22 protein-coding genes and 1 tRNA gene are annotated in these 25,335 nt (G+C 62.5%); 11 read left to right on the top strand and 12 right to left on the bottom strand.

Features of this window, described 5'->3' with window-relative positions:
* Positions 1 to 164: 164 nt before the first annotated feature.
* From SM764_RS13310 to rlmB, 3 genes are all read right to left on the bottom strand, one after another.
* Positions 165 to 653 (bottom strand): YHS domain-containing (seleno)protein, encoded by a 489-nt coding sequence (locus SM764_RS13310; RefSeq protein ID WP_369001998.1) that lies wholly within the window; start codon positions 651 to 653, stop codon positions 165 to 167.
* 123 nt (positions 654 to 776) lie between these two features.
* Positions 777 to 1,028 (bottom strand): hypothetical protein, encoded by a 252-nt coding sequence (locus SM764_RS13305; RefSeq protein WP_274833000.1) that lies wholly within the window; start codon positions 1,026 to 1,028, stop codon positions 777 to 779.
* Positions 1,029 to 1,132: 104 nt separating this feature from the next.
* Positions 1,133 to 1,924: a 23S rRNA (guanosine(2251)-2'-O)-methyltransferase RlmB gene (gene rlmB / locus SM764_RS13300; protein ID WP_065273016.1), complete on the bottom strand. Its 792-nt coding sequence runs from the start codon at positions 1,922 to 1,924 to the stop codon at positions 1,133 to 1,135.
* Between the two features lie 120 nt (positions 1,925 to 2,044).
* Between rlmB and SM764_RS13295 the strand changes: the two genes are divergently transcribed.
* Positions 2,045 to 2,128, top strand: a tRNA-Tyr gene (locus tag SM764_RS13295).
* Positions 2,129 to 2,418: 290 nt separating this feature from the next.
* Here SM764_RS13295 and SM764_RS13290 read toward each other — a convergent pair.
* The 8 genes from SM764_RS13290 to bioB form a co-directional block, all read right to left on the bottom strand.
* Positions 2,419 to 2,940, bottom strand: coding sequence for a DUF2478 domain-containing protein (locus SM764_RS13290; RefSeq protein WP_274830050.1), 522 nt, complete (start codon positions 2,938 to 2,940; stop codon positions 2,419 to 2,421).
* Positions 2,941 to 3,060: 120 nt separating this feature from the next.
* Positions 3,061 to 5,097: an ABC transporter permease gene (locus SM764_RS13285; protein WP_369001997.1), complete on the bottom strand. Its 2,037-nt coding sequence runs from the start codon at positions 5,095 to 5,097 to the stop codon at positions 3,061 to 3,063.
* Positions 5,094 to 6,149, bottom strand: a complete 1,056-nt coding sequence (locus tag SM764_RS13280; protein WP_369001996.1) for a quaternary amine ABC transporter ATP-binding protein — start codon at positions 6,147 to 6,149, stop codon at positions 5,094 to 5,096. Before SM764_RS13280 ends, SM764_RS13285 begins: the two co-directional genes overlap by 4 nt.
* Before the next feature lie 11 nt (positions 6,150 to 6,160).
* Entirely contained in the window at positions 6,161 to 7,120 is a 960-nt protein-coding gene (locus SM764_RS13275) for an ABC transporter substrate-binding protein (RefSeq protein ID WP_065273013.1), read from the bottom strand.
* Between the two features lie 378 nt (positions 7,121 to 7,498).
* On the bottom strand, positions 7,499 to 8,794 hold the full coding sequence (gene bioA, locus SM764_RS13270) for an adenosylmethionine--8-amino-7-oxononanoate transaminase (protein WP_369001995.1): 1,296 nt from the start codon (positions 8,792 to 8,794) through the stop codon (positions 7,499 to 7,501).
* Positions 8,795 to 8,809: 15 nt separating this feature from the next.
* Positions 8,810 to 9,439, bottom strand: coding sequence for a dethiobiotin synthase (gene bioD, locus SM764_RS13265; protein ID WP_369001994.1), 630 nt, complete (start codon positions 9,437 to 9,439; stop codon positions 8,810 to 8,812).
* Complete coding sequence (locus SM764_RS13260) at positions 9,436 to 10,611, bottom strand: 8-amino-7-oxononanoate synthase (protein WP_369001993.1); 1,176 nt, start codon at positions 10,609 to 10,611, stop codon at positions 9,436 to 9,438. Before SM764_RS13260 ends, bioD begins: the two co-directional genes overlap by 4 nt.
* Positions 10,608 to 11,600, bottom strand: coding sequence for a biotin synthase BioB (gene bioB / locus SM764_RS13255; RefSeq protein ID WP_369001992.1), 993 nt, complete (start codon positions 11,598 to 11,600; stop codon positions 10,608 to 10,610). The genes SM764_RS13260 and bioB overlap by 4 nt, the downstream gene beginning before the upstream one ends.
* 470 nt (positions 11,601 to 12,070) lie before the next feature.
* On the opposite strand from bioB, the gene thiC reads away from it, so the two are divergent.
* The 7 genes from thiC to thiD are packed head-to-tail and all read left to right on the top strand — an operon-like array spanning position 12,071 to position 18,154.
* Positions 12,071 to 13,900: a phosphomethylpyrimidine synthase ThiC gene (gene thiC / locus SM764_RS13250; protein ID WP_369001991.1), complete on the top strand. Its 1,830-nt coding sequence runs from the start codon at positions 12,071 to 12,073 to the stop codon at positions 13,898 to 13,900.
* Positions 13,897 to 14,865 (top strand): FAD-dependent oxidoreductase, encoded by a 969-nt coding sequence (locus tag SM764_RS13245; protein ID WP_369001990.1) that lies wholly within the window; start codon positions 13,897 to 13,899, stop codon positions 14,863 to 14,865. Before thiC ends, SM764_RS13245 begins: the two co-directional genes overlap by 4 nt.
* Entirely contained in the window at positions 14,834 to 15,031 is a 198-nt protein-coding gene (thiS, locus tag SM764_RS13240) for a sulfur carrier protein ThiS (RefSeq protein WP_347509634.1), read from the top strand. The genes SM764_RS13245 and thiS overlap by 32 nt, the downstream gene beginning before the upstream one ends.
* A gap of 3 nt (positions 15,032 to 15,034) precedes the next feature.
* The gene (locus SM764_RS13235) at positions 15,035 to 15,802 is read left to right on the top strand and encodes a thiazole synthase (RefSeq protein ID WP_369001989.1); all 768 of its coding nucleotides are present in this window, start codon (positions 15,035 to 15,037) and stop codon (positions 15,800 to 15,802) included.
* Positions 15,802 to 16,395 (top strand): thiamine phosphate synthase, encoded by a 594-nt coding sequence (locus SM764_RS13230; protein WP_369001988.1) that lies wholly within the window; start codon positions 15,802 to 15,804, stop codon positions 16,393 to 16,395. Before SM764_RS13235 ends, SM764_RS13230 begins: the two co-directional genes overlap by 1 nt.
* On the top strand, positions 16,392 to 17,366 hold the full coding sequence (locus tag SM764_RS13225) for a ThiF family adenylyltransferase (protein ID WP_369001987.1): 975 nt from the start codon (positions 16,392 to 16,394) through the stop codon (positions 17,364 to 17,366). Before SM764_RS13230 ends, SM764_RS13225 begins: the two co-directional genes overlap by 4 nt.
* Complete coding sequence (thiD, locus tag SM764_RS13220; RefSeq protein ID WP_369001986.1) at positions 17,363 to 18,154, top strand: bifunctional hydroxymethylpyrimidine kinase/phosphomethylpyrimidine kinase; 792 nt, start codon at positions 17,363 to 17,365, stop codon at positions 18,152 to 18,154. Before SM764_RS13225 ends, thiD begins: the two co-directional genes overlap by 4 nt.
* Positions 18,155 to 18,184: 30 nt before the next feature.
* Here the strand turns inward: thiD and SM764_RS13215 are convergent, their stop codons facing one another.
* Positions 18,185 to 20,680 carry an ATP-binding protein gene (locus SM764_RS13215; protein WP_369001985.1) on the bottom strand — a complete coding sequence of 832 codons (2,496 nt, stop codon included), beginning with the start codon at positions 20,678 to 20,680 and terminating at the stop codon, positions 18,185 to 18,187.
* Between the two features lie 526 nt (positions 20,681 to 21,206).
* On the opposite strand from SM764_RS13215, the gene dctP reads away from it, so the two are divergent.
* From dctP to SM764_RS13200, 3 genes are all read left to right on the top strand, one after another.
* Positions 21,207 to 22,304 (top strand): TRAP transporter substrate-binding protein DctP, encoded by a 1,098-nt coding sequence (gene dctP, locus SM764_RS13210; RefSeq protein ID WP_065273001.1) that lies wholly within the window; start codon positions 21,207 to 21,209, stop codon positions 22,302 to 22,304.
* A gap of 94 nt (positions 22,305 to 22,398) precedes the next feature.
* Positions 22,399 to 23,721 (top strand): TRAP transporter small permease subunit, encoded by a 1,323-nt coding sequence (locus tag SM764_RS13205; RefSeq protein ID WP_369001984.1) that lies wholly within the window; start codon positions 22,399 to 22,401, stop codon positions 23,719 to 23,721.
* A gap of 3 nt (positions 23,722 to 23,724) precedes the next feature.
* A complete protein-coding gene (locus SM764_RS13200) occupies positions 23,725 to 25,080 on the top strand; it encodes a TRAP transporter large permease (protein WP_065272999.1) in 1,356 nt (451 codons plus the stop codon).
* Positions 25,081 to 25,335: the final 255 nt, after the last annotated feature.

The following is a 25,335-nucleotide window of genomic DNA, read 5'->3' as shown; positions in this document are numbered from 1 at the left end:
AGGTATGGAACGAGGGACAGTGAAAAAGGTCTACGGATGTTCCGTTCCGCAGCCCTGAATTATATGTGGGTCTTCGGGATAGGCTTTTAAAGGGGCTCGATGTTCGGAAGGGTTTTGCAGGGGCTTTGAAGGGCTTACGTCACCAATTGTCGCCGCAGATCCCTTTACTCGGGGTGCAAGGCAGCGGGCCAATGGGCGTCGGCTTCGGCGATCAGCTGCGCCGCCTGTGCCCGCCACCGCGTCAACGCCCCCTCATTGTTCAAAAGGAACAGCCGCCCGTCAACAATCACCCACAGCTGCGGGTCCCCGGCCTTCAACACGCCCCGCGCCATGGCAGAGGCGCAATAGCCACCGAACATCGGTGCATAGGCACGCGGGTTCATTTCAAACCGGATCTGATTGCTTTGAGACGCGAAACGCCAGATGACACCTTTCCACACAACGGAATAGCGTGCCTGCCCCGCCACGGCCTCTCCGACGTCGAAAAAGGCCACCGTGTCATAACCGCCAAGCGCCACCCCTTCGCGCGCCGCAAACAGGGGCGAATCCGCCAGCGCGCCCCGGGGCGGGACGGACAACAGGACGGCAGCAACCAGAACGAACAGGCGCAGAAACAAGAGACGACTCCACAGGATCAATTTGAGATGACCCAATTCTGCCTCATGCGTATCAGGCTGAACAGGCGTGTTACGAATAAGTGAACGCCGTGTGTCTGCGGCCACAGGGCCGGTCTGATCTCATTCGGAAAGGCGTCCGGTAAACCCCACCAGCCTGCCTCAGTCGAAAATATCCTCGATCACGTCAAAGGCCTCAGACAACACCTTTTGAAACATGCTTTTGCGTTTCTTGCGCGGCTTGCTCTTCTTCGGCTTATAGGCGGGTTTCACCGGCGCAGGCTGGTGCGAAATCTTGGACCGCGACGCGGGCACAGCCGTCGCCGGGGTTTTGGCCCCCTTGCCCGGCGCCAGAGGCCGGGCCTTTTGCGCCGAAAGCGGCGCCCCGCAGGTTCCGCATATCAGCGTGGACATGCCACGCCCACCCGGCACAAAGGCCGATTGAACGCCGCAGTAACAACAACTGAGGATCTTACCTCCGGAAATGCTGGAATGTGCGATGCCTACCTCCTGTCCGCTTAGGATCTTTCTCTGGAAGCATATAGGGCGATTGCCGCAGCATTTGAGACGTTGAGCGATCCGAATCCCCCGGCAAAGTCGATTTTCACCAGCTGATCCACGGTTTCCTTGGTCTTTTGCCGCAGACCCGGTCCCTCGGCTCCCAGCACCAGCGCCACCGGGCGGTCCTTGCGCCCTTCCAGCGCCTGTTCGATGGTCTGCTCTGCCTCGCCATCGAGGCCCAGCACGAGAAAGCCCATATTCTGCAGCTCGGTGATGGTATCCGAGAGGTTGCGCATCCGCAGATAGGGCTGACGTTCCAGCGCGCCGCTGGCGGTTTTCGCCAGAGCGCCGGTTTCGGGCGCCGAGTGATGGCGGGTGCCGATCACGGCGCTGGCACCCAGCACCTCGGCCGAACGTAGAATCGCGCCAACGTTATGCGGGTCAGTCACCCGGTCCAGCAGCAGAACCCGCGGCACTTCGGCGCCGATGCAGTTTTCCGCAAGACTGCCCCAGTTGAGCGGTTTCACCTCCAGCGCCGCGCCCTGGTGCACCGAATTGGGATCCAGCGGCGCGTTGAACTTGCGCGGATCGACCACCTCGGGTTCGATCCCGGCGGCAGCGATGGCCTCTTCCAGCTTGTTCTGGGCATTCAGCGTCACGATCAGCCGCAGTTTCTCCCGGCGCGGGTTCATCAGCGCATCGCGCACCGCGTGCAGGCCAAACAGCCAGACGGTTTCGCTCGCGCCTGCCTTCTTGGCCTGTTCCTTTTCGATGACCCACTGGGGTTTCTTGGTGGGTTTCTTCGACATTGCTCTCTCCGACAAAAGGAATTTCAGGCCAGCGCAGAAAACTTGGTATTTTCCTGTTGACGCCCGTTGGTGCCGCTAGTAATCACGCCTCCACGTTAGGTGCAACACTCACCTGACAGTGGGCGACAGGCCGCAAGGTGTGGCAGGGGACTGTAACTCCCTCGCGGAGACGCACGCCTGGTTCGATTCCAGGGTCGCCCACCATCTTCCTCCTTGAAATGATTGATATTTTCATCGGGAACGATGGTGGCATCCGCCCGTATCGGGTCTAGGCCTCCCAATACAGCACTGCCCATCGCTTCAGCTCTGGCAGCCGGTTTTGCCCCGTTTCCAGCCTCATATTCCCCTTCCCCTGCCCCCATAACGGGCATCGGTTTCGGGTCAGATTCCCCTAAAGGCCCCGCCCCCGGCAGGATGAAAAAAGACCCGGTACAGGACCGGGTCAATCTTCAAAAACCACTGATATTCGGCAGTGGGGACCGCGCCCTGAGGCGTCACTCTGCCGGGGTTTTGACCGCCTGCATCACCCAGGCCTCCAGCGCATCAAGATCGGCCTCAGCCGCCTCTGCCATACCGCCGGAGAAATCCTTGAAAGCCTCCACATTCATACGATTGACGCCAGAAACGACCGGGATACCCATGGCGAGCGCCTCGCCAATGACCGGGCGCATGCCGCGGCCATCGGCCTCGTGCTTGCCGAACTTGTTGACCAGCAGCACCTGCGGTGCGGGCGTCTGAGCAAGGCTCTCGGTGACCTGCCCTACCGCCTGCTCCAGCGCACCGGGGTTCAAGCGGCAGCCGCGGGCCTCTGGCCCCAGAGACTGGGAAATGCGGATCACCTCATCCCCCGGCAGCACCCGCACATCCATGTCGCAGAGCTTGTCATCATAGCATTCGGTATTGGTCTGAACGATTCCCGCCAGACGCAGCCCGCGCGTCTGCAAACGCTCGGCCAGCGCGGTCAGCAGCCGGTCGGTGGCGCCGCGTTCAGTGGTCATGACATAGGCCAGGCTCATCGGGAGACCTCACTTGGTTGTGGTTCTGTTCAGCGAAACAGATCCTAGCGCGGTTTCAGGGAGTGGGCCAGAGGGGCATTTGCCGCGCCACCAGAGGGGCAGCGCGGCAAGAAAGGTGGCTTAGAGACCCAGCGCGTGGCGGCGTTCCTCGGCAAAGCCTTGCACGATCCGGTCAGCAATCAGCGCCAGAATCGCCATCGCCGCGCCAGCAGAGATGCCCAGCCCCACATCCGCCTGCCCCAGCGCGAGGTAGATCGACTGGCCCAGTCCGGTGGTGCCGATCAGCGCTGCGATCACCAGCATGGCAAAGGCATAAAGGATGGTCTGATTGAGCCCCAGAAGGATGGTCGGCGCCGCGTAGGGCACCCGCACATCGCGCATCATCTGCCAGCGGGTCGCGCCCGAAGCGGTCGCGGCCTCGATCATCTCGGCGGGTGTCTCGGTCAGACCATGCCGGGTGTAGCGGATCATCGGAACGATGGCATAGGCCATGATGGCGAGAAAGGCCGAGAACTCGCCAATCTGGAACACCATCAGCACCGGGATCAGGAAGACAAACAGCGGGATCGTCTGCAGCATGTCACAAATGGGACGCACTACGCGCCAGACCATGGGTGAGACTGCCGAGGCAAGCCCGATGGCGCCGCCCAGCACCGCGCAGGCAAAGACCGAAGCCCCCGACAGGTACAGGGACAGCAGCGCCCGTTCCCACAGGCCAGACAGCAGGACCGTTATCAGGAGAACCACAGACAGCGCCGCCAGACGCACGCCGCCTGCAACAAAGGACAAAGCCCCTACCCCGACCAGCACAAAGGGCCAGGGAAGCTGCGAAATTCCCGTTTCCAGCATGCCCGTGGCGATCAGGATCACCACACCCAGCGTCAGCTTGCCGCGATAGGCACAGTACAATCCTGCAACGGCGCCTGCAGCAAAGAGCGCAAGGCTCATCCCCGCGGTCCAGACAAAGCCCCAGGTGAAAGGCAGCACCGCCTGGTCAAGCCCGATCCGCAGCGGCAGCAGCACGTAGAACATCACGCCGTTCTTGACGCTGGTCAGCAGCTCGGCATTGGCGCTGGTAAAGGCCGACAGCCCTGCGTCGACACGATCCGCCGTACTGTCGAACAGCGCATAGTCGCCCGGATGCTGCAGCTGGCCGTAAAAGGCCAAACTGACGATTGCGCCCAGCACAAGGATCGCCAGCGACACGCGCCCGTCATAGCTGCGGCGCCTTTCATCGGCGAGCGTGCCGCTCATCCGGTCGATCAGGATGGCAAAGATCACGATCACAAAACCGGCCAGCAGGCTGGCGCCGAACTGCGCCTTGCGCATGGTCAGCAGCACTTCCCAGCCAATATCGTCAAAACCGCCTATGACAGCAGCGATGATCACCATCGACAGGGCCGCCATCAGGCATTGATTGACGCCCACCATGATCTGCGTCGCCGCGGCGGGGATCTCGACCTGGAACAGCTGTTGCATGCGGGTGCCGCCTGCCATGACAGCGGCTTCCTTGATCTCCGGTTCGATCCGCTCCAGCCCCAACATCACGTTGCGAGCCATCGGCGGTGCCGCATAGATGGCCGAGGCGATCAGCCCCACAACCGGGCCAAAGCCGAAAAGCACCAAGAGGGGCGTAAGATAGGCAAAGGTCGGCACCGTCTGCATCACGTCCAGGAGCGCCTGAACCGGCGCCCGCACTCGGGGGTATTCATTGGCCAGCACGCCAATGGCACCGCCGACCAGCAGCGCCAGCGGCACCGAGACCGAGACCAGCGCCAGCGTGTTCATGCTTTCGGGCCAGTAACCCGAAGCGAGCACCGCACCCAGCCCCACCGCAGCCATCAGCGCCATCGCCAGCCCCCCGAGGCGCCAGCCCAGCGCCACCGTGGCCGCGATCAGCAATGGCCAGGGCGTTTCGCTCAAGATCCAGCCTGCGGCCTCCATCGGATAGGCCATCAGAGCAGAAAACATTCGGGCTGCCGGTTTGATCAGGGCCAGAAAGCTCTCCATCCCGCTGCCGACCCAATCGGTCGCGGGCAGCACCCAGCCTTTGGGGAATGAAACAAGCCAAGGCGCGACGCCTTCCAGCGCCAGACACAGAATACCCACCACCAGCGCGCTCAGCGCGGCGCGGCTGCCTTTGCTGAGCGTCATCATGCCGCCGGATCCACCTGCAGGGCCGCCGCCAGATCTGCCGGATTCACCACGCCCAGCAGCGCGCCATTTTCGTCACGCACCGGCACGGGTTCATACAGCTCCATGCAGCGCGCCAGCGCCGCATCCAGCGTCATGTCGCGGCGCAAACCCGGATCGTCGGGGCCATGGGACAGATCCCCGCCGGTTTGCATGACCGAGGCCACATGAGCGTGCTGCCCCTTGGCGACATCCTTGGAGAATTCACGCACGTAGTCATCCACCGGGTTCAGCACGATGTCCGAAGGCGTACCGATCTGCACGATCTTGCCATCGCGCATGATGGCGATGCGGTCGGCCAGCTTCAGCGCCTCATTGATATCATGGGTGATAAAGACGATTGTGGTTTTCAGCTTGGCCTGAATGTCGAGGAATTCATCCTGCAACTGGCGACGGATCAACGGATCCAGAGCCGAAAACGGCTCATCCAGAAACCAGACGGAACAATCCGCCACGAGGGAGCGCGCGATGCCGACCCGCTGGCGCTGCCCGCCGGACAGTTCACGTGGGAAATTCTTTTCGCGCCCGCCAAGGCCGACCAGTTCGATCACCTGCTGCGCCTTCGCCAGCCGGTCTTTCTTGCGCATCCCCTGCACCCTCAGCGGATAGGCGACATTTTCGGCCACGCTCATATGCGGGAACAGGCCGAAGTGCTGGAACACCATGCCCAGCTTGTTTCGGCGCAGCTCGATCAGCCGTTTCGGGCTGGCGGTGCGGATGTTTTCGCCGTCGATCAGAATATCGCCGCCGGTGCCCGGCAAGAGCTGCGAGATACAGCGGATCAGCGTCGATTTTCCCGACCCGCTGAGCCCCATAATGACGAACAACTCGCCCTCTTTCACGTCTAATGTGGCGTCCTGCACCGCGGGCGTCAGCCCCTTGGCGCGCAGCGCCGCGGCAGCCTCTTCGGCAGTTTGAGTTTCAGACAGCGCCTGCTTCAGAGCACTGTCCGCATGGGCGCCGAACACCTGCCAGACATTCTGGCAGGTGATGGCTGGTGTCGACGTGTCACTCACGGCGCTTTGGCTCACTTCAGCGCGGCGTCCACGACCGGACGCCACTTGTCCTCATTGGCCGCCATCCAGTCGGCAACCACTTCCTCGACGCTGCCACCATCAACGTCGATGGCGCCCATCATCGGCTGCTGGTCTTCAACGGCCAACGTGTAGGACGACAGGATCTCATGCGCTGCGGGCCAGGTTTCGGCCAGACCGGACCAACCCGCCTTGAAGATGCGCGAGGGGGCAAAATCGCAATCGTTGACCGCGTTGGGATTCGGGCCCCATGCCGGATCGGTAAAGCAGGCCTCTTCGCCCTCGGGCAGGTCGACGAACTTCACGTCATAGGCGGACATCGCCCAATGGGGTTGCCAGAAGGTGATCAGCAGCGGCGTCTTGCGCTCGGTCGCGGCGCGCAGCTCGACGATCAGCGCGGCCTCGGAACCCGCGGGAACCGCCTTGAAGGGCAGGTCAAGACCGGCCATGCGGTCGGCGCCGGGGGTACCCCAGTCGGCCGGGTAATCCACCAGACGGCCCTGCGGCAGGGTTTCGGCGGTGGCGAACTGCGGCGCGCAGGCCTTCAGCGCCTCCCATGCGGGCAGACCCGGGCACAGCTCAGCCACGTGGGCGGGGTACGCGATGCCTTCCTTGGCGTCGAGTTCCAGATCACCCAGTTCCTCGACGGTGCCTTCGGCGACCTTCTTGGCGTATTCGTCCGACACGTTGGAGGACCAGATTTCCAGCGTCGCGTGGATGTCACCATCCGCGATCGCCTGGAACTGGTTCATCATGCCGGCCGAGACATATTCGACCTTGTAGCCCGCAGCCTTCAGCATCTCACCAGCGATATGAGTGGTGACGTGCTGGCCAGTCCATTCGTTGACCGCCAGTTTGATCGGCGTGTCCACCGCACCCAGATCAGCCGCTGCCGCGGCACCGGAAAGCATGGCAGAAGCGCCCAGCGCCAGTGCAAAAGAAGTTGATTTCATGGATGTCATCCCCGTTCTGTGGGCGCATCAGGCGGACCCGAAGTCCCGCGCCCTTATGTGATTGTGGTCGTCTGGTGTCGCGGACTGCGCAGCCCATCGGCCGCCATCTGCCGTTTCGCCACCGCCGGTCCAAGCCGTTCATCTCAGCGTATTGATGATCCAGTGTGACCGGCTACAGGACAAGGTTTTGCCTTTAATACGACCATTTGTCGAGCATTCACGGCGCTGCCGGCGCATTTTCTTGATTTTCCATTTAAATTTTTGGATGGAAATTCAATTTTGAGACCGGATAACCCGTACCTCCGCCTAGCGATGCGCGCCTCAGAAAGAATCAGGGGCGGCACAGATGATCGGCCGCACCTTTCTAGTTTCAGGTTGTTACAGCACCCGCGCAAGCCGCAGCATCGCTGCGGTCACCGCGCTCAGCTGTTCTGGCGTGCTGATAAATGGCGGCATCGTATAGATGTTATGACCAAAGGGACGCAGGAACACGCCGGTGTCCGGCGCCAGCGCATGGGCGTCATCGGCGGATACCGGATGATCCATCTCGATCACGCCAATCGCCCCCAGCACCCGCACATCCCGCACCCCTGGCAGGTCGCGCGCCGGGGCCAGCTCTGCCTGCATCTGCGCCGCGATATCTGCAATGCGCCCCCGCCAATCCTGCCCGGTCAGCTCATCGATCGCCGCGCAGGCAGCAGCGCAGGCCAGCGGATTGGCCATATAGGTCGGTCCGTGCATGAAGATACCGGGATTGCCGCCACCGATGCCTTCCGCCACCCGGTCATTGGTCAGCGTCACCGCAAAGGAAATATGCCCACCTGTCAGCCCCTTACCGAGGCACAGGATATCCGGCTCAACCGAACAGAAATCGGTGGCGAACATCTGTCCGGTGCGGGCAAAGCCAGTGGCGATCTCATCAAAGATCAGCAAGACGCCGAATTCATCGCAGAGCGCCCGCGCCTGATTGAGGTACTCGGGGTGGTAGAAATACATGCCCCCCGTGCCCTGCACCACCGGTTCCAGGATAAACCCGGCGATGCGGTCCTGCCCGGCCTCCAGCACCCGGCGCAATTCGCCGAGGCCGTTTTGCTCGGGGTCCGGGTTCCAGTCCCGCCCCATCGCCACCGGCGGGCGAGAGACGAAATGCTGAACGCTGAGCGCGCCCTGAAACAGGTGGTGCATGCCGGTGTCGGGATCGCAGACGCTCATCGCCTTCCAGGTGTCACCGTGATAACCCGAGCGCACCGTGGCAAATTCGCTGCGCCCCGGTTGCTCCATGGCGTGCTGGTATTGCACCGCCATCTTCATCGCCACCTCGACCGAGACCGAGCCGCTGTCGCAGTAGAAGATCCGCTGCAGGCTGTCCGGCGTGATCTCCAGCAGCCGCCGTCCCAGCTCCACCGCCGGCTCATGGGTTAACCCGCCGAACATCACATGTGGCAGGGTGTCGATCTGTGCCTTCATGGCCGCCGTGATCACCGGATGCCGGTGCCCGTGCATCATGCACCACCACGAGGACATGGCGTCGATCAGACGGGTGCCGTCCTCCAGCGTGATATGGACGCCTTCCGCTTCCTTTACCAGAAAGGTCCGGCCGGGTTTGGTGACATTGGTATAGGGGTGCCAGAGGTGTTTCTGGTCAAACTCCAGCGGGGTCAGCGGCGGGTTCATCGGGATGTCCTTCCTTCAGGTCAGCGCCATGCGGATGGTGGCAAGGTCGACATACGCGGCGCAGGCCTCGGCCAGCGTCACCGGGGTCAGCGGATCCAGGTGCGGAAGCCGTCCCAGATGCGGCACCTGGCCGAACTGACAGATGGTGTCCTCCACCTCGGGTTCGGGATCGCCACTGAACAGCACGCCGACGACAGGGCATCCCAGATCCTTGAGCGCCATCAGCGAGAGCAGCGAATGGTTGATCGTGCCGAGCCGTGTCGCCGCGCAAAGCACCACAGGCGCACGCCAATGGGCAAAGAGATCGAGAAACAGCTCACGCCGGTTCAGCGGCACCATGACGCCGCCGGCGCCCTCGACGACCAGGGTGCCCGCGCCTTCGGGCAATGCAAACTCGGCCAGCGAGATCTCGCCCCCCTCAGCCTCGGCCGACAGATGCGGCGAAGCAGGCAGCTGCAGCCGGTATGCTTCGGGCAGAACCTTGCGCCCGGTCATGCGCGCCACGAACGCGCTGTCGGTTTCCTCCTCAAGACCGGACTGAACCGGTTTCCAGTAGGTCGCGCCCAGCGCCTGCACCAGTGCAGCGGAAATCACCGTCTTGCCGATGCCGGTGTCGGTTCCGGTCACCACCAATGTGCGGCTCATGGGCGCTGCTCCAGCACCTGTGCCAGATCGGTGAACATTTCCGTCACCACCGATTTTGAAGTGTTGAGCGTGATCGACACCCTGAGCCGCGAGGTGCCCGCAGGGACCGTCGGCGGGCGAATGCCGCGAATGTCATATCCAAGCGCCTGCAGATCCGAGGCCAGCTGCATCGTGCGCCCGTCCCCGCCTGTGATCACTGGTAGGATCTGACAGGCAAAGCCGGTCAGACCGCACAGGCGCGCAGCCTCGGCATGGGCATGATCAATCACCTCCCAGGCACGGTCGATGCGCGACGCATCCTGCTGCAGCAAGGCCAGCGATGCCCGCACCAGCGCGGCATTGAGCGGTGATGGCGCGGTGGCAAAGATGAAAATCCGCCCCTTGTTGATCAGCATGTCGATCAGCACCTTCGGCGCGCAGATCAGCGCGCCCGAGGCACCCAGCGCCTTGCCGCAGGTGTGCAGGCTGATGACGTTGGGCCGATGCGCGATGTCATACGCCAGCCCGCGGCCCTGCGGTCCGAACAGGCCGGTGGCATGAGCCTCGTCCACCACCAGAACTCCGCCGGACGCGTCGGCCAGCGCCATCAGCTCGGTCAGTGGCGCCAGATCGCCATCCATGGAATAGACCGCCTCGACCGCGATCCAGACCTGCCCGATGCCGCCCGCCGCGCGCCAGTCAGAGATCACCCGCGCCGCATCAGCCACATCGTTATGGGCAAAGTTTTGCGTTTCGGCCCGGCCCAGCCGCATCCCTTCTCGGACGCTGGCGTGAATCAGATCGTCATATAGCACCAGATCGCCGCGCTGTGGCAGGGTCGCGAAGATCGCCACATTGGCGTTGAAACCGCCGCCCATGAAGAGCGCCGCCTCACTGCCAAAGAAGGCCGCCGCCTCTTCCTCAAGCTGTTGGTGTTCGCTGTCATTGCCGCGCAGCAGGCGGGAGCCGCCGGCACCGACGGGCACACCCCGCTGCAACGCCGCCATCGCGGCGGCGCGCATTTCATCGCTGGCCGCAAGCCCAAGATAATCGTTCGATGAAAAATCATGCCCCGCCCGGGGGATCAGGCGGCGATAGCGGTCCTGATCCGCAAGAGATGTGAGCAGCGCCTGTTGACGCGGAAACAGAGCCGCGGCGGGATCGGCGGTGGGGTCGGCTGCGGCGATATTCATTCGCCCGCCTCGCCAATCCGCCCTTCGCAATGGGCAGCCATGGCCACCAGACCCAGCCGGTCGAACAACTGCTGATCCTTGTCTTCTTCGGGGTTGTCCGCTGTCAGCAACGTTTCCCCGACAAAGATCGAATTGGCCCCAGCAAAGAAACACATCGCCTGCAGCTCATCGCTCATGTCGGTGCGGCCTGCCGACAGGCGCACATGGCTGTTCGGCATCAGGATCCGCGCCAGCGCGATGGTGCGCACGAATTCGATCGGGTCGAGTTTCTGGACGTCTGCCAGTGGCGTGTCGGCAATCGGGATCAGCATGTTAACCGGCACCGAATCCGGGTGTTCATCCAGCGTTGCCAGAGCCAGCAGCATGTCGATCCGGTCCATCTGCTCTTCGCCCATGCCGACGATGCCGCCCGCGCAGACCTTGATCCCCGCCTCGCGCACCCGATTCAGGGTCTCGATCCGGTCGGCGAATGTGCGGGTGGTGATGATCTCGGAATAGTAACGCTCCGAGGTGTCGATATTGTGGTTGTAGTAATCCAGCCCCGCATCGCGCAGGCGGAACACCTGATCCTCCTCCAGCATGCCCAAGGTCATGCAGGTCTCCATCCCCAGCTCCCGGACCCCATGGATCATCGCCTCCAGCGCCGCCATGTCGCGCTCTTTCGGGCTGCGCCAGGCCGCCCCCATGCAATAGCGCGTGGCGCCTGCGTCCCGGGCCTTTTTCGCCTCGGCGATCACCCGCTCCACCTCGATCAGCTTGCTGGCAGAGAGTTTTGCACCATTGCGCGCGGATTGGCTGCAATAGGCGCAATCCTCGGGGCAGCCGCCGGTCTTGATGCTCAAAAGCTTGGATTTCTGCACTTGATTGGGGTCAAAGGCCTGCCGGTGCACGGACTGCGCCTGAAACAACAAATCCATGAAGGGCTGATTATAGATTTTCTCAGCTTCGGCACGTGTCCAGTCGGTTCTGATCGGCGCAGCATCCAGCATCTGGGACCTCCCATTTCCATTTATAGATTAATTATTCAAGGCTACCGCCTCACTTAACTTTTTTATAGATAATTTAGACCAGCAAATACAAGCCCCGGACTATTAATTTTCAGAACGGTTTTGTTTCCTTACATTTCAGTAACTTAACAAACCCCACCTAACGAAAGACGCGACTGAAGAAACCCTCTTGACGGCGCGGGGGCAGCTCCCCTAGGTGTGAAAGCACGCAGGGGAGTCCCGCCACGGGGACTGAGAGGCTGACAGGACGGGAACACTTCCGGCCGGTGACGCGACCCTTAGAACCTGACCCAGTTGACACTGGCGTAGGAAGCTAGGATGCGCGTCGTTGCGGCCCCGTACAGGTCCAATTCCGCGCTGCCCGAACCGAACGGTAGGTACGACCGTTCCGCGTTTCCCCGTCCAAACCTCATCTGGTGTCTTTTCCGAGTTTTGGCTTCGAGGAGCACCGCATGACCCATCAGAATTCCACGATCGCGCCCAGCGTGACCATCGGCCCGCTGCCCGCATCGCGCAAGATCTACGTGTCCGGCGACATCCACCCTGAGATCCGCGTGCCAATGCGCGAAATCGCCACCCACCCCACCGCGGGCGAGGCGCCCCTGCCAGTCTACGACAGCTCCGGCCCCTATACCGATCCCGATCACACCACCGACATCCGCCAAGGCCTGCCCGCCCTGCGCCGGGACTGGATCCTGACCCGCGCCGATGTGGAGGAATACCAGGGCCGCGATGTGAAGCCCGAGGACAACGGCTTTGTCGAAGGGGACCGGCTGACGCCGGAATTCCCCCAACGCCCGGCCCCGCTGCGCGCCACGGGCGACAGGGCGGTAACGCAGCTGGCCTATGCCCGCGCCGGGATCATCACGCCCGAGATGGAATATATCGCCATCCGCGAGAACCAGTTGCGCGAGACCTCGCCCTGTCATCGTGATGGCAATGATTTCGGCGCCAATATTCCCGACTACGTGACGCCCGAATTCGTCCGCCAGGAGGTCGCCGAAGGCCGCGCCATCATTCCAGCGAACATCAACCACCCCGAGCTGGAGCCGATGATCATCGGCCGTAATTTCAAGGTGAAAATCAACGCCAATATGGGCACCTCAGCGGTGACCTCCTCGATGGAGGAGGAAGTGGACAAGCTGGTCTGGGCGATCCGCTGGGGCGCCGATACGGTGATGGACCTGTCCACCGGCCGCAACATCCACAACACCCGCGAATGGATCATCCGCAACTCTCCCGTGCCCATCGGCACCGTGCCGATCTATCAGGCGCTGGAAAAGGTGAACGGCATTGCCGAGGACCTGACCTGGGAGGTGTTCCGCGACACGCTGATCGAACAGGCCGAACAGGGCGTCGATTATTTCACCATCCACGCCGGTGTGCGGCTGCACATGGTGCCGATGACCGTCAACCGCGTGACCGGGATCGTGTCGCGCGGCGGCTCGATCATGGCGAAATGGTGCCTGCATCATCACAAAGAAAGCTTCCTTTATGAGCATTTTGAGGAGATCTGCGACATCTGCCGCCGGTATGACGTCTCCTTCTCCCTGGGCGACGGGCTGCGCCCCGGGTCGATTGCCGATGCCAATGACGAGGCGCAATTTGCCGAGCTGGAAACCCTGGGCGAGTTGACCAAGATCGCCTGGGCCAAGGATTGCCAGGTGATGATCGAGGGGCCGGGGCATGTGGCCATGCACAAGATCAAGGAGAACATGGACAAGCAGCTGGAGTGCTGCCACGAGGCGCCGTTTTACACGCTCGGCCCGCTCACCACAGATATCGCACCGGGCTATGACCACATCACCTCTGGCATTGGCGCCGCGATGATCGGCTGGTTCGGCTGCGCCATGCTCTGCTATGTGACGCCCAAGGAACACCTGGGCCTGCCGGACCGCGATGACGTGAAGACCGGAGTAATCACCTACAAGATCGCCGCCCATGCCGCCGATCTGGCAAAGGGCCTTCCCGGCGCCCAGCGGCGCGATGATGCTCTGTCCCGCGCCCGGTTCGAATTCCGCTGGGAGGATCAGTTCAACCTCTCGCTCGACCCGGAAACCGCGCGGGATTTCCATGACGCAACCCTGCCGAAACAGGCGCATAAGGTGGCGCATTTCTGCTCCATGTGCGGGCCGAAGTTCTGCTCCATGCGGATCAGTCACGACATCCGTGCCGAGGCGCAGAAGGAAGGCATGGAGGCGATGGCCGCCAAGTTCCGAGAAGGCGGCGACCTATACGTGCCGGTGCAAGACACCGTGGATGCGGAGGACGCGGGGGCATGATCACCATCGCAGGCGCGGGCCTTGCCGGGCTCGCCGCCGCGCATGAGCTGGCCCGGCGCGGGGCCGAGGTGACGCTTTATGAACGCAGCGCCCACATCGGTGACAAAAGCGCCTCCCGCTATGCCGGCGGCATGTTGGCGCCCTGGTGCGAGGGCGAAAGCGCCGAGGAGGAAGTGATCACCCTCGGCAGCCGCGCCCTCGACTGGTGGGCCCAGATCACCCCGGTGGTCCGGCGCGGCACGCTGGTGCTGGCCCCCGCCCGCGACCGGGCCGAGCTGACCCGTTTTGCCCGGCGCACCCGCGCCCATGTGGCGGTCGATGAGACGCAGATCGCCGCGTTGGAGCCGGAACTGGCGGGCCGGTTCCGCGCCGGGCTGCATTTCACGGAAGAGGGCCATCTGGACCCGCGCCGCGCGATCCGGGATCTGGCAGCCCGGGTACAGGAGATAGGCGTGACCCTGCACTGCGGCACACCGGCGCCGTCGCGGGTCACGCTGGATTGCACCGGGATGGCTGCGCCCCTGCCGGGCCTGCGCCCGGTGCGTGGCGAGATGGCGATCCTGCACGCGCCCGGGGTGGAGATCAGCCGCACACTGCGGCTTTTGCACCCGCGCAGCCCCATCTACCTGGTGCCGCGCGCCGATCACCATTTCATGCTGGGCGCCACCATGGTCGAAAGCAGCGCCAGCGGCCCACCCACCCTGCGCGCCCTCAGCGAGCTGATGAATGCGGCCTATACGCTGCACCCCGGCCTGGCCGAAGCGGCGGTGGTGGAGATCGGCGCAGGACTGCGCCCAGCCTTTGCCGACAACCTGCCGGATCTGATCTGGCAGGACGGCACCCTGTACCTCAACGGCCTGTACCGACACGGCTTTCTTCTGGCGCCCGCCATGGCCGCGCGCGCCGCAGACATTCTGATTCCGGAGACTAGTGATGCAGATCATCGTGAACGCAGATCCGCGTGACATCCGCGCCACCACCCTCGCTGCCGCGCTGGAGGAGCTGGGCTTTACCAGTCCGGCGATTGCTACCGCGCTCAACGGGCAATTTATCTCGCGCGCCAAACGCGATGATACAAGGTTAACGGCAGGCGACCGGCTGGAAGTCCTCGCCCCGATGCAGGGGGGCTGAGCGATGCGGCTATATGATGTCGACCTTTCCTCGCGGCTCTTACTGGGCACCGCGCAATACCCCTCGCCGCAGGTCCTGACCGACGCAGTGCAGGCCAGTGGCAGCGAGGTTCTGACCGTCTCCCTGCGCCGTGAAACCGCGGCGGGATCGGGCGCAGGGTTCTGGGACATGCTGCGCCAGACCGGCGCGCGCATTCTGCCCAACACCGCGGGCTGCCACACCGTGCAGGACGCCGTTACAACTGCGCAGATGGCGCGGGAAATCTTCGACACCCCCTGGATCAAGCTGGAGGTGATCGGCCATGGCGATACGCTGCAACCGGATGTCTTTGCCCTGGTCGAGGCCGCGCGGATCCTGTCCGAGGATGGCTTTCAGGTCTTCCCCTACACAACAGAGGATCTGGTTGTCGCCGAACGGCTTGTCGAGGCGGGCTGCGAGGTGCTGATGCCGTGGGGGGCGCCGATCGGTTCCGGTCAGGGGCTGCGCAATCCAGACGGGCTGCGTGCCATGAGGGCGCATTTCCCGGAGGTGCCGCTGATCGTCGATGCCGGGATCGGGCGGCCATCGGATGCGGCGGAAGCCATGGAACTGGGCATGGATGCGGTCCTCTTGAACACCGCGGTTGCCAAGGCGGGCGACCCTGTGGCTATGGCCCGCGCCATGGATCTGGCCATTCGGGCCGGGCGGGCTGGGTTCGAAGCGCAGCCAATGGAGCCGCGTGACATGGCGGTGCCTTCGACGCCGGTCCTTGGTCTTGCAGAGTTGATGTGATGGAACGTTTTTACCTGATTGTCAGCCACGTCGGCCGACTAGAGCTACTGGTGCCCCATGGGGTGAAACTGGTGCAGCTACGCATAAAGGACCAGCCGGATGCAGAAGTGCGCCGCCAGATCGCCCGCGCCCGCGACATCTGCGCCGTACATGGCGCGCAGCTGGTGGTCAACGATTACTGGCAGGCAGCGCTGGATCTCAACTGCTCCTTTGTGCACCTCGGACAAGAGGACATGGAGACGGCCGATTTTGCCGCCCTGCGCCGCGCGGGCGTGCACTATGGGCTTTCAACCCATGACGAGGCAGAGCTGGATCGCGCCCTGTCGCATGACCCGGCCTATGTGGCGCTGGGACCAGTCTATCCGACCCTGCTGAAACAGATGAAATGGGATCCGCAGGGGCTGGAGCAAGTGACCCGCTGGAAGCGCCTTGCCGGTGATACTCCGCTGGTGGCCATCGGCGGGCTGACGCCCGAGCGTCTGCCGGGTGTCTTTGCCGCGGGGGCCGACAGCGCCGCCGTGGTCACCGATATCCAACAGGCCCCTGACCCCGAAGCCCGCACCCGGGAATGGATCAGGGCATGCGCATCATGAGCCAGACCGCAAGATATGCCCGCCAGATCGCCCTGCCCGAGGTCGGCGCCGAGGGACAGGCGCGGCTTTCGGCGGCGCATGTGCTGGTGGTGGGCGCCGGGGGGCTTGGCTGCCCGGTGCTGAGCTATCTGGCCGGGGCTGGTGTGGGCGAAATCACCCTAATGGACCCCGATGTGGTGGAGGAAAGCAACCTGCACCGCCAACCGCTGTTCGATATGGGGGATCTCGGTACGCCAAAGGTAGAGGCAGCCCGCCACCACCTACTACGGGCGCATCCGGATCTGCGGCTGCATGCAGATCCGCACGCACTCGACCCGCTCAATGCGCCTGCCGCCGTGGCACAGGCCGATCTGGTGGTAGATGCCGCCGACAGTGTCGCCGCCTCCTATATCCTGTCCGATTGCTGCAAGGCGCAGAGTACGCCGCTGATTTCCGCCTCGGCGCTGGGACAATCCGGCTATGTCGGTGGTTTTTGCGGCGACGCGCCATCCCTGCGGGCGGTCTTTCCCGATCCCCCGGCCAGCGGCGCCACCTGCGCCAGCGCCGGGATCATGGGGCCGGTGGTGGGCAGCATTGGCGCACTTCAGGCGCAGATGACGTTGAAGGCGCTCTTGGGACATGGGCCCTCACCACTGGGGCAGTTGATCACGCTAGACATGGCGACGCTGACCCCCGGCGGCTTCCGCTTTGACGAAGCGGAAGAGCCGGAAATCGCCCTGCCCTTCATCGCCGCAGCCAACATCCAGCCAGAGGATCAAGTGGTCGAGCTGCGCGATCCGTCCGAGGCATCAGCGCCGGTGACACCGCAGGCCCTGCGCCTGCTGCCACAGGATATTCTGAGTGCCGACCTGCCAGACGACTGCCGGATCGTCCTGTGCTGTCACAGCGGGTTTCGGGCCTGGAGCGCCGCCCGCTGCCTGCAACAGCGCGGCTACAAAAATCTAGCGCTGCTGGCAGCGGGTGCCACGTGATCGAGCCGGGAACTCCGCGCATTCTGGTGATTGCAGGCACGGATTCCAGTGGCGGCGCGGGCCTCACCCGGGACACGGCAATGGCGCAGCGGCTGGGCTGCAGCGTGGCGCCGGTGGTCACAGCCGTCACCGCCCAGACCAGCACCGCACTCACGTCGCTTTGGCCCGTACCGCCCGAAGATATCGCAGCGCAAATCACCGCTGCGCTGCGTGAGGCTCCTGTTCAGGCGATCAAGATCGGCATGCTGGGCACACCCGAAGCTGCCCGCGCGGTCGCCGAGTTACTACCGCCAGAGATGCCGGTGGTTTTGGACCCGGTACTGAAGACGTCTTCCGGAGGGACGCTCGGCGACCTGATCAGCCTAACGCCGTTGCTCCGACGGGTGACGCTGCTGACCCCAAACCTGCAGGAAAGCGCATCCCTGTCCGGGCAGCCCGTGAGCGGGGCGCTACCTGATCTGCAACTACAAGCGAAGATCCTGATGGGCTGGAATGGAAAAACGGATCCAACCGGATCCTCAGTGCAGGTCGCCCATACTTCGGGGCCAAACGCAGTTCTAATTAAGGGTGGCCACGCGAAGGGAGCAATCAGCACCGACCATCTGTTTCAACCGGGGCGGCACAATGCATATCACGCCCCGCGCCTGCCCCACGGGCACCGGGGCACCGGCTGCGCGCTGGCTACAGCCATCTCCTGCCAGCTGGCGCAGGGGCACGCGCTGGAGGAAGCCTGCGCACGGGCCAAGACAGCGCTGACCGAATGGCTGGTTCAGCAGCAAATCGATTAAGACCAGGGGCAGTGGCGACCCGATCCGGCGCTATCCGACCCGCACTTCTTCGGCCTCCGGCATGCGGGCCATCTGCAAAGTGGCCAGCGTCTGGAGAAGGACAGCCTTGCGGATCGGTTTCTGCAGGAAATGATCCATTCCCGCGTCAAGACATTCGGTGCGGTGGCTGTCAAAGGCATTGGCAGTCAGCGCGACGATCACCGGTTGCGAGCCGTCCAGAGCGCGGATTTCCCTTGTCGCCTCGACCCCGTCCAGTTCCGGCATGGACATGTCCATCAGCACGAAATCCGGCATTTGCTCCCGGCAGAGATCAACCGCTTTACGGCCATTTTCGGCCTCCACGCACTCAACAGGAAGGGCGGCGAGGTATTTCTGGATCAGCAACCGGTTGGTGCGGTTATCCTCGGCCAGAACGATCCGGGCGCCGGTCAGGACCTCAGTTGCCACCACAGGTACGGTTTCCGTTTGTGGTTGCTCAGCCGGAGCCTGTTCCGGTTCCAGTTGCACTTCGAGCCGGAAACAAGATCCCTGCTCGGCGGATTGTTTCGGCTGCAGCGAGATTGTGCCGCCCATCCGCTCGGCCAGAATGCTGGAGATGGTCAGGCCAAGCCCGGTGCCGCCAAAGGCGCGGGTCGTGGCCGCATCGGCCTGCGCAAAACGGTCAAAGATATGCTCGGCCTGGCTTTCGGAAATGCCGATCCCGGTGTCCTCGACCTCAACCACGAGCCGGTAGGGCGCCTCCGGATCACTGGTGACCCGCACGACAACCCCACCCTGCGCCGTGAACTTAACCGCGTTGCCCACCAGATTGACCAGAATCTGACGCAAGCGGCCATCGTCCCCGCGCATGCGCTGCGGCAGGCCTTCGTCGATCTCCACCACAACCGTCAGCCCCTTACCGTTGGCCTTGGGCCGCAGAAGGTTCACCGCCTGCACGATACAGGAGCGCAGATCGAAATCCGTCGGGGTGATGTCGAGTTTCCCGGCCTCAAGGCGCGAGAGGTCCAGAATGTCGTTGATGATCTTCAGCAGGGCATTGGAGGAATCGCGGATGGTTTCCACATAAAGCTGCTCTTCATCTGGCAGTTCCGCCTCGGCCAGAAGATCCGCCATGCCAAGGATACCATTCATCGGTGTGCGGATTTCATGGCTCATATTGGCGAGGAATTCCGATTTCGCCCGGTCCGCCTGTTCGGCGTTGAGCTTGGCCTCGTGTAGCTCGCTGTTGCGCTGGGTCAGAGCCCGGTTGGCACGGATCAGCTCTTCGCGCAGGTGCACATCGCCAGAGACATCCCAATCGACCCCGATCATGCGCAGTCTCCCAGAGGCATCGGAGAAGGCGCAGCCCAGCGCCCGGATATGCTTTTGCTCGCCGTTCTCTAGCAAGATGCGGTATTCCGAGAGGTAATTCTTGCCATCGTGCGTAGCGCGCCAGAAGGTTTCCACGGCTTGCTGGCAATCGTCCGGATGCAGGCACTTCTTCCACTCGGAGAAATTGATTTTCCCGTTCAGCGCCTCGATCCCATAAAGGTCGGACATGCGCCGATCCCAGATCAGTTCACCGGTCTCCGCGTCCAGCTCCCAGATGCCGATCTTGGAGGTCTCAACGGCAATCTCCAGACGCCGGGAAAGGGTTTCCAGATCCCGTTCGCGGCGTTTGAGTTTCTCGATCGCGTGGCTGCGGGCATCGGCCATGCGGGTGGCAAGCGCGGTGGGCACAAGGACCAGCAGCCCGCCTGCGAGCAGCAGCAACCGCAAGGTCCAGAGGTTGTCCGGCATCACCTCCCAACCGCCCTTCGGCGTGGCGGCCAGCACCCAATTGCCTTCGGCCAGCGACACATCGGTGCGCACCGGGTTGTTTTCCATCACCTCTTCGGAGCCAAAGAACTGACCGCCAGCCGCGCCCTTGCCGTCTTTTCCAAGGATCGCGATATCGAGGCCCAGATCCGGGTCGGTTAGACCAACGGTCTCGTATAACCCATCGGCACTGATGACTGCTGACAAAATACCCCAAAAGCGCAAGGGACCGTCCTGCGAGGTAAAAATAGGGAAGCGCGCCACGAAGGCCTCGCCGCCCTGTACCAATTTGACCGGTCCGGCCAGAACGATTTTGCCAGTATCGCGGGCCTGCTCAGCGGCCGCGCGCTGCGCCTTGTGCTGGTTGTAATCAAGACCTAGTGCAGCCTCGTTGCCCTTCAGCGGGTGAATGAGGGAGATCACCAGATCGGGCGCGGCGGCAAGATGGGTAATCTGCCCGTCCCGCCCGATCATCTGCGCACTCAGATCGGAAAACCGCTGCTGTGTCATGTCCGGCTCGGTCGACATCACTGCAACCAGGCCCTGCACCAACTGAATATCGGCATTGAGCGCGCCCTCAAGCCGGGATCGGATCAACCCGACCTCGCTTTGCACATCCGCGCGCAGACGCTGGCTGTAGATGGTGGAGTTCTGCTGCTCGGCAAATATCGAGGCGCCGACTAGTACCACAATGGTCACAAGCACCGACAGGTAAGAGCGATTGGACACTCCCCTGGCCACACGGCGCAAATCTGCACGTGTATTGGAACTCACGACCATCAAAAGCCTCTTAAAATTGCAATGGGTGCCGCAAAACAACCGGCAATTCCCCTTATGGCCTTAAGTGGTTCAATAGCTCTTAACGGTAGAAATATAAACATCCCCGTTGCACCTTCACCCTACCCAACGGACGTCCGCTCTCCTTTTGGCGGTACGCCATCTGGCCGCCGCAACAGCACAGCCGCCCCCTGGGAGCAAGGACAATATGGCTGAACACGCGCTCCCATGCCGATAAAACCTGTGCAAAGTGACCCAAGGGAAACACCGACAAAAAATACAGTCCGCGGTCGCGTGCCGGAAGGAACGGTATTCCCGTAGTTGAATCAAATCCTTACCCGAGCGTTATCCATCCCTTTGCGAAAAACAACATATATGATTTTGAAAATTTGTACTTCCCCGCCTAACATATTCAAGAACCTGCAGGAGGAAGCGGGTTCGGAACTGTCGCAAGACAGGTTTAGGGAGGAAAAAAATCATGTCAAAAATCGTAACGCGCCGCGGCGCGCTGACAGGTCTTGCCGGTCTGGGTGCAGCGGGACTGGCCGCACCCCATATCGCAACGGCGGCGAGTCACACAAAAACCTGGAAGGTGCAGACATCCTGGCCGGGCGGTGCAGGTCTGCAGATCTTCAAGGACTGGTGCGGTAGCATCGTCGAAAAGACCGGCGGTGAGCTGGCCTTTCAACCCTTTGGCGCCAATGACGTCGTCGGGGACTTTCAGCTCTATGACGCGGTGAAGAATGGGGTTCTGGACGCGGTGAACCCCTTTACCATCTATGCCCAGGGCATCATCCCGGCGGCGGTGTTCCTGTCGTCCTTCCCGCTGGGGCTGCGCAACCCGCATGAATATGACGTGTTCTACTATGGGCTTGGCGGCCTTGATATGGCGCGCGAGCTCTACAAGGCGCAGGGCATGCATTTCGTCGGCCCGATCCACCACGGCCCGAATATCATCCACTCCAAGGTTCCGATCCGCTCGATCGACGACTTCCGTGGCCGCAAGATGCGCCTGCCCGGTGGCATGGTCGCCGAGATCTTTACCGAGATCGGCGCCGAAACCACGGTTCTGCCCGGTTCGGAAATCTTCCCGGCGCTGGAGAAGGGTACCATCGACGTGGCCGACTACGTGGGCCCCGCAGTGAACTACTCGCTCGGCTTCAGCCAGGTGACCGACTATATCGTCATGGGTCCTCCGGGCTTCATGTCGCTCTACCAGCCGGTGGACATCATGGACCTGACCGTGGGCATGGAGAGCTGGAACGCGCTGTCGCCGCAGATGCAGCAGTTCGTCGAAATGGAGACCCACGTCTATTCCGACATGCACCACGCCGCGATCCAGGCCGCCGACCAGGAAGCCTGGAAAAAGTTCGAGGCCGACGGAACCGAGGTTACCCGCCTCAGCCAGGACGATGTGGAGCTGATGACCGAAGTCGCCGTCCCGGTCTGGTACAAATACGCCAACCGCGACAAATCCAGCGCCCGCATTTTCAAGACCATCCTCGACTACATGCAGTCCGGCTCGCTTGGATATGTGGACCCGGCCCTGACCGAAGGCATGTCGCTGGATCTGTAATCAGACCCCAGGCGACGCTGACCAATGCGGACCCGCACATCGCGTGCGGGTCCGTTGCTCTGACCTCAAACAATCAAAAATAACGGGGGACCCCATGCCCAGCCTCGATGTCACCTTGCCCCATTGGGCCTATTGGGTGGGACTGATCGTCTTTCCGCTGGTGGCCATGGTCCTGGCCAGGAGGCCACGGACCGGCCCCAGCAAATATACCAACGCGCTTGGCTATTTCATTCTCGTGACCGGCGGCATGCTGGGTCTGCACCGCTTCTATCTGCGCAGCCTGATGGGCCTGGCCTTCATCCCGGTCTTCATTCTGATCCTGATCTCGAACTCCAACGGCCAGGAAGCCCGCAGCGTACTGTCGGATGCCTCCAACGTGGTGCGTCAGGCGGAACGGACGCTGGAGCGCGAAACCGGCCGGATCGAAGCCGCCGAGGCGGACCTGCCCAAGATGCGCGCGGATCTGGCCGAGGCCGAAGAAGGCACCTTTGCCAAACGCCGCGCTGAAAAGAACATCGCCCGCGCCGAACAGCGGCTGAGTGACGGGCGCGAAAGGATCGCGCAGGCAACCGAGGATCTGAAAACCGCCACCCCCGCGCTGGAAGTGGCAGGCGACAATCTGGCCTTCTGGAACAAGGTCGGCGCCTATGCGCTTTATGTGCTGCTGGCGGCGATGCTGGTCGATGCGGTGCTGATGCCGGGGCTGGTGCGCCGCGCCAATCAGAACCTGCCCGAGGAAGAACCCGAAAGCGAAGCAGAAAAGGCCCTGCGGGAGCTGGAAGAATCTGAGCGGGTCGAGGATTCCAGCCATGTGTCGACGGGCTGGACCGGCTGGATCGACCGGACATCCCTGATGGCGGGTGAATTCGTCAGCTATTGGGCGGTAATCGCGGTCTTCGTCTATTACTTCGAAGTGATCAGCCGCTATGTCTTCGGCTCGCCCACCAACTGGGCGCATGAGGCGATGTATCTGATGTTCGGCATGCAGTACCTGATTGCCGGCTCTTATGCGATGCTGACCGAGGCGCATGTACGCGTCGACATCTTCTATGCGCCACTCAGCCGTCCGAAACGGGCCTGGGCGGATCTGTTTACCTCGATCTTCTTCTTCATCTTCGCCTTCACCCTGCTCTTCACCGGCTACAAGTTCGCGCTGGACGCGAACGCGGTGGCGACCGGCAACGGGGTCATCTCGGAATGGGCGCGCGGCAATATCGGATTTGGTGAAATGCTGGGCAGCATGAACCTGGCGCAGTGGACCGATCCGAATATCCGCTGGGGCGAAATCAGCTTCAATGAATGGGAAATCCCGCTGTGGCCGATGAAATGGGTCATGGTGATCGGCGGCCTGCTGTTGGTTCTGCAGGGTATTTCCAAGCTTGCGCAGGACGTGCGCGCAATCGTGAAGGGGGCCTAAGACATGGGTCTGGAAATCGGAATTGAGTGGCTGACACTCATCATGTTCGGCTCGCTGCTGGCGCTCTTGCTGGCGGGGCTACCGCTGGCCTTTGTCACCGGCGGTCTGGCCTGCGTGTTCCTCTATGTGCTTGGCGATGAGAGGGCACTAAATATCGTGCCCAGCCGGATCTTCCCGCTGATGACCAATTATCAGCTCTCGGCGATCCCACTCTTTATCTTCATGGCCTCGATGCTGGAACGGGCCGGGATCATCAACGACATGTTCGATGTGATCTACAAGGTGCTGGGCGGCGTCAAAGGCGGCCTTGCCGCCGCGACCATCATCGCCTCAACCGTTCTGGCGGCCATGGTGGGCGTCATCGGCGCCGCAGTGGTGACCATGGGCATCATCGCCCTGCCCGCGATGCTGAAACGCGGCTATGATCCGAAGATCGCGATGGGGTCTATCATGGCGGGCGGTACGCTCGGCATCCTGATCCCACCGTCGATCCTGGCGATCATCTATGCCGTGGTGGCCGAGCAATCGGTGGGTGAGCTGTTCATCGGCGCGGTGTTTCCGGGGCTGATGCTGTCGGGCACATATGTGCTCTATGTGATCCTGCGCTCTACGATCAATCCCAAGCTTGGCCCGCCGATCCCGGTGGAAGAACGCGTCAGCTTTGCAGAGAAGATGCGCCTGATGGGCAATATGTCGGCGCCTATCGCTCTGATCGTCATCGTTCTGGGGGTGATCTTTACCGGTGTTGCTACCCCGGTTGAGGCGGCCGGCATCGGCACCTTCGGTGCCTTCATAGTCGCCGCCATCCACCGAAAGCTGGACTGGCAGACCGTGCGCGAGGCTTCGATCGGCACGCTCAAGGCCAGCGCCATGGTGATCTGGATCATGTTCGGCGCCACCATCTTTGTCGGTCTCTACGTCCTCGAAGGCGGCCAGCAGTTCGTGCAATCGGCGCTGGAGGCAACCGGCTTTGGTCCCTGGGGTATCCTGATCATCATGATGATCGTCCTGGTGGTACTTGGCATGTTCCTTGACTGGGTGGGTATCCTGCTGCTCTGCGTGCCGATCTTTGTGCCGATCATCAAGGCGATGGGGCCTGAACCCTTTGGCCTCACCTCCGAGGCGGATCTGGTGCTGTGGTTCGGGGTGCTCTACCTCGTCAACATGCAGATGAGCTTCCTGTCACCGCCCTTTGGCTATGCGCTGTTCTACCTGCGCGGCGTGGCTCCGGCAGAAATCCCGATGACGGATATCTTCAAATCGGCGCTGCCTTTCCTTGGCCTGCAGATCCTCGGCCTGATCCTCTGCATGGTCTTCCCCGAGATCATCACATGGCTGCCGCGCCTGGTTTACGGCTAAGCAAGACTGCCGCCCAACCGGCCAAGACACCCAACCATGAGCCGCTCCGCCCCGGGGCGGCTCATATTTTTGTGACTTTGTGCCCTTGCGGCGCATTGTCTCTGCCAATCCCCGGCCCAGCAGAGAAGCACGACCTGCTTTATCCCTCAAAATCAGCTGGTTGAATGTGTTCTTGGCCAGATTTCACGCCGCAAAAGCGCCCGCACAGACCATGACCGCAGTTCCTGTTCCAGCAAAGGAGTTTCAAATTTCGCT

Origin of the sequence: Pseudophaeobacter sp. 1A16562, assembly GCF_041008785.1 — a bacterium.
In the GTDB taxonomy this organism is placed as follows: domain Bacteria; phylum Pseudomonadota; class Alphaproteobacteria; order Rhodobacterales; family Rhodobacteraceae; genus Phycobacter; species Phycobacter gallaeciensis_A.
This window is presented reverse-complemented; position numbering and strand designations above follow the sequence as displayed.

Excerpts from the sequence above, each read along its gene's own strand:
- SM764_RS13305 (WP_274833000.1), bottom strand. The coding sequence starts at position 1,028 with ATGTCCACGCTGATATGCGGAACCTGCGGGGCGCCGCTTTCGGCGCAA.
- rlmB (WP_065273016.1), bottom strand. The coding sequence starts at position 1,924 with ATGTCGAAGAAACCCACCAAGAAACCCCAGTGGGTCATCGAAAAGGAA.
- SM764_RS13290 (WP_274830050.1), bottom strand. The coding sequence starts at position 2,940 with ATGAGCCTGGCCTATGTCATGACCACTGAACGCGGCGCCACCGACCGG.
- SM764_RS13285 (WP_369001997.1), bottom strand. The coding sequence starts at position 5,097 with ATGATGACGCTCAGCAAAGGCAGCCGCGCCGCGCTGAGCGCGCTGGTG.
- SM764_RS13275 (WP_065273013.1), bottom strand. The coding sequence starts at position 7,120 with ATGAAATCAACTTCTTTTGCACTGGCGCTGGGCGCTTCTGCCATGCTT.
- bioA (WP_369001995.1), bottom strand. The coding sequence starts at position 8,794 with ATGAACCCGCCGCTGACCCCGCTGGAGTTTGACCAGAAACACCTCTGG.
- bioD (WP_369001994.1), bottom strand. The coding sequence starts at position 9,439 with ATGAGCCGCACATTGGTGGTGACCGGAACCGACACCGGCATCGGCAAG.
- SM764_RS13260 (WP_369001993.1), bottom strand. The coding sequence starts at position 10,611 with ATGAATATCGCCGCAGCCGACCCCACCGCCGATCCCGCCGCGGCTCTG.
- bioB (WP_369001992.1), bottom strand. The coding sequence starts at position 11,600 with ATGCTGGATGCTGCGCCGATCAGAACCGACTGGACACGTGCCGAAGCT.
- thiC (WP_369001991.1), top strand. The coding sequence starts at position 12,071 with ATGACCCATCAGAATTCCACGATCGCGCCCAGCGTGACCATCGGCCCG.
- SM764_RS13245 (WP_369001990.1), top strand. The coding sequence starts at position 13,897 with ATGATCACCATCGCAGGCGCGGGCCTTGCCGGGCTCGCCGCCGCGCAT.
- thiS (WP_347509634.1), top strand. The coding sequence starts at position 14,834 with ATGCAGATCATCGTGAACGCAGATCCGCGTGACATCCGCGCCACCACC.
- SM764_RS13235 (WP_369001989.1), top strand. The coding sequence starts at position 15,035 with ATGCGGCTATATGATGTCGACCTTTCCTCGCGGCTCTTACTGGGCACC.
- SM764_RS13230 (WP_369001988.1), top strand. The coding sequence starts at position 15,802 with ATGGAACGTTTTTACCTGATTGTCAGCCACGTCGGCCGACTAGAGCTA.
- SM764_RS13225 (WP_369001987.1), top strand. The coding sequence starts at position 16,392 with ATGAGCCAGACCGCAAGATATGCCCGCCAGATCGCCCTGCCCGAGGTC.
- dctP (WP_065273001.1), top strand. The coding sequence starts at position 21,207 with ATGTCAAAAATCGTAACGCGCCGCGGCGCGCTGACAGGTCTTGCCGGT.
- SM764_RS13205 (WP_369001984.1), top strand. The coding sequence starts at position 22,399 with ATGCCCAGCCTCGATGTCACCTTGCCCCATTGGGCCTATTGGGTGGGA.
- SM764_RS13200 (WP_065272999.1), top strand. The coding sequence starts at position 23,725 with ATGGGTCTGGAAATCGGAATTGAGTGGCTGACACTCATCATGTTCGGC.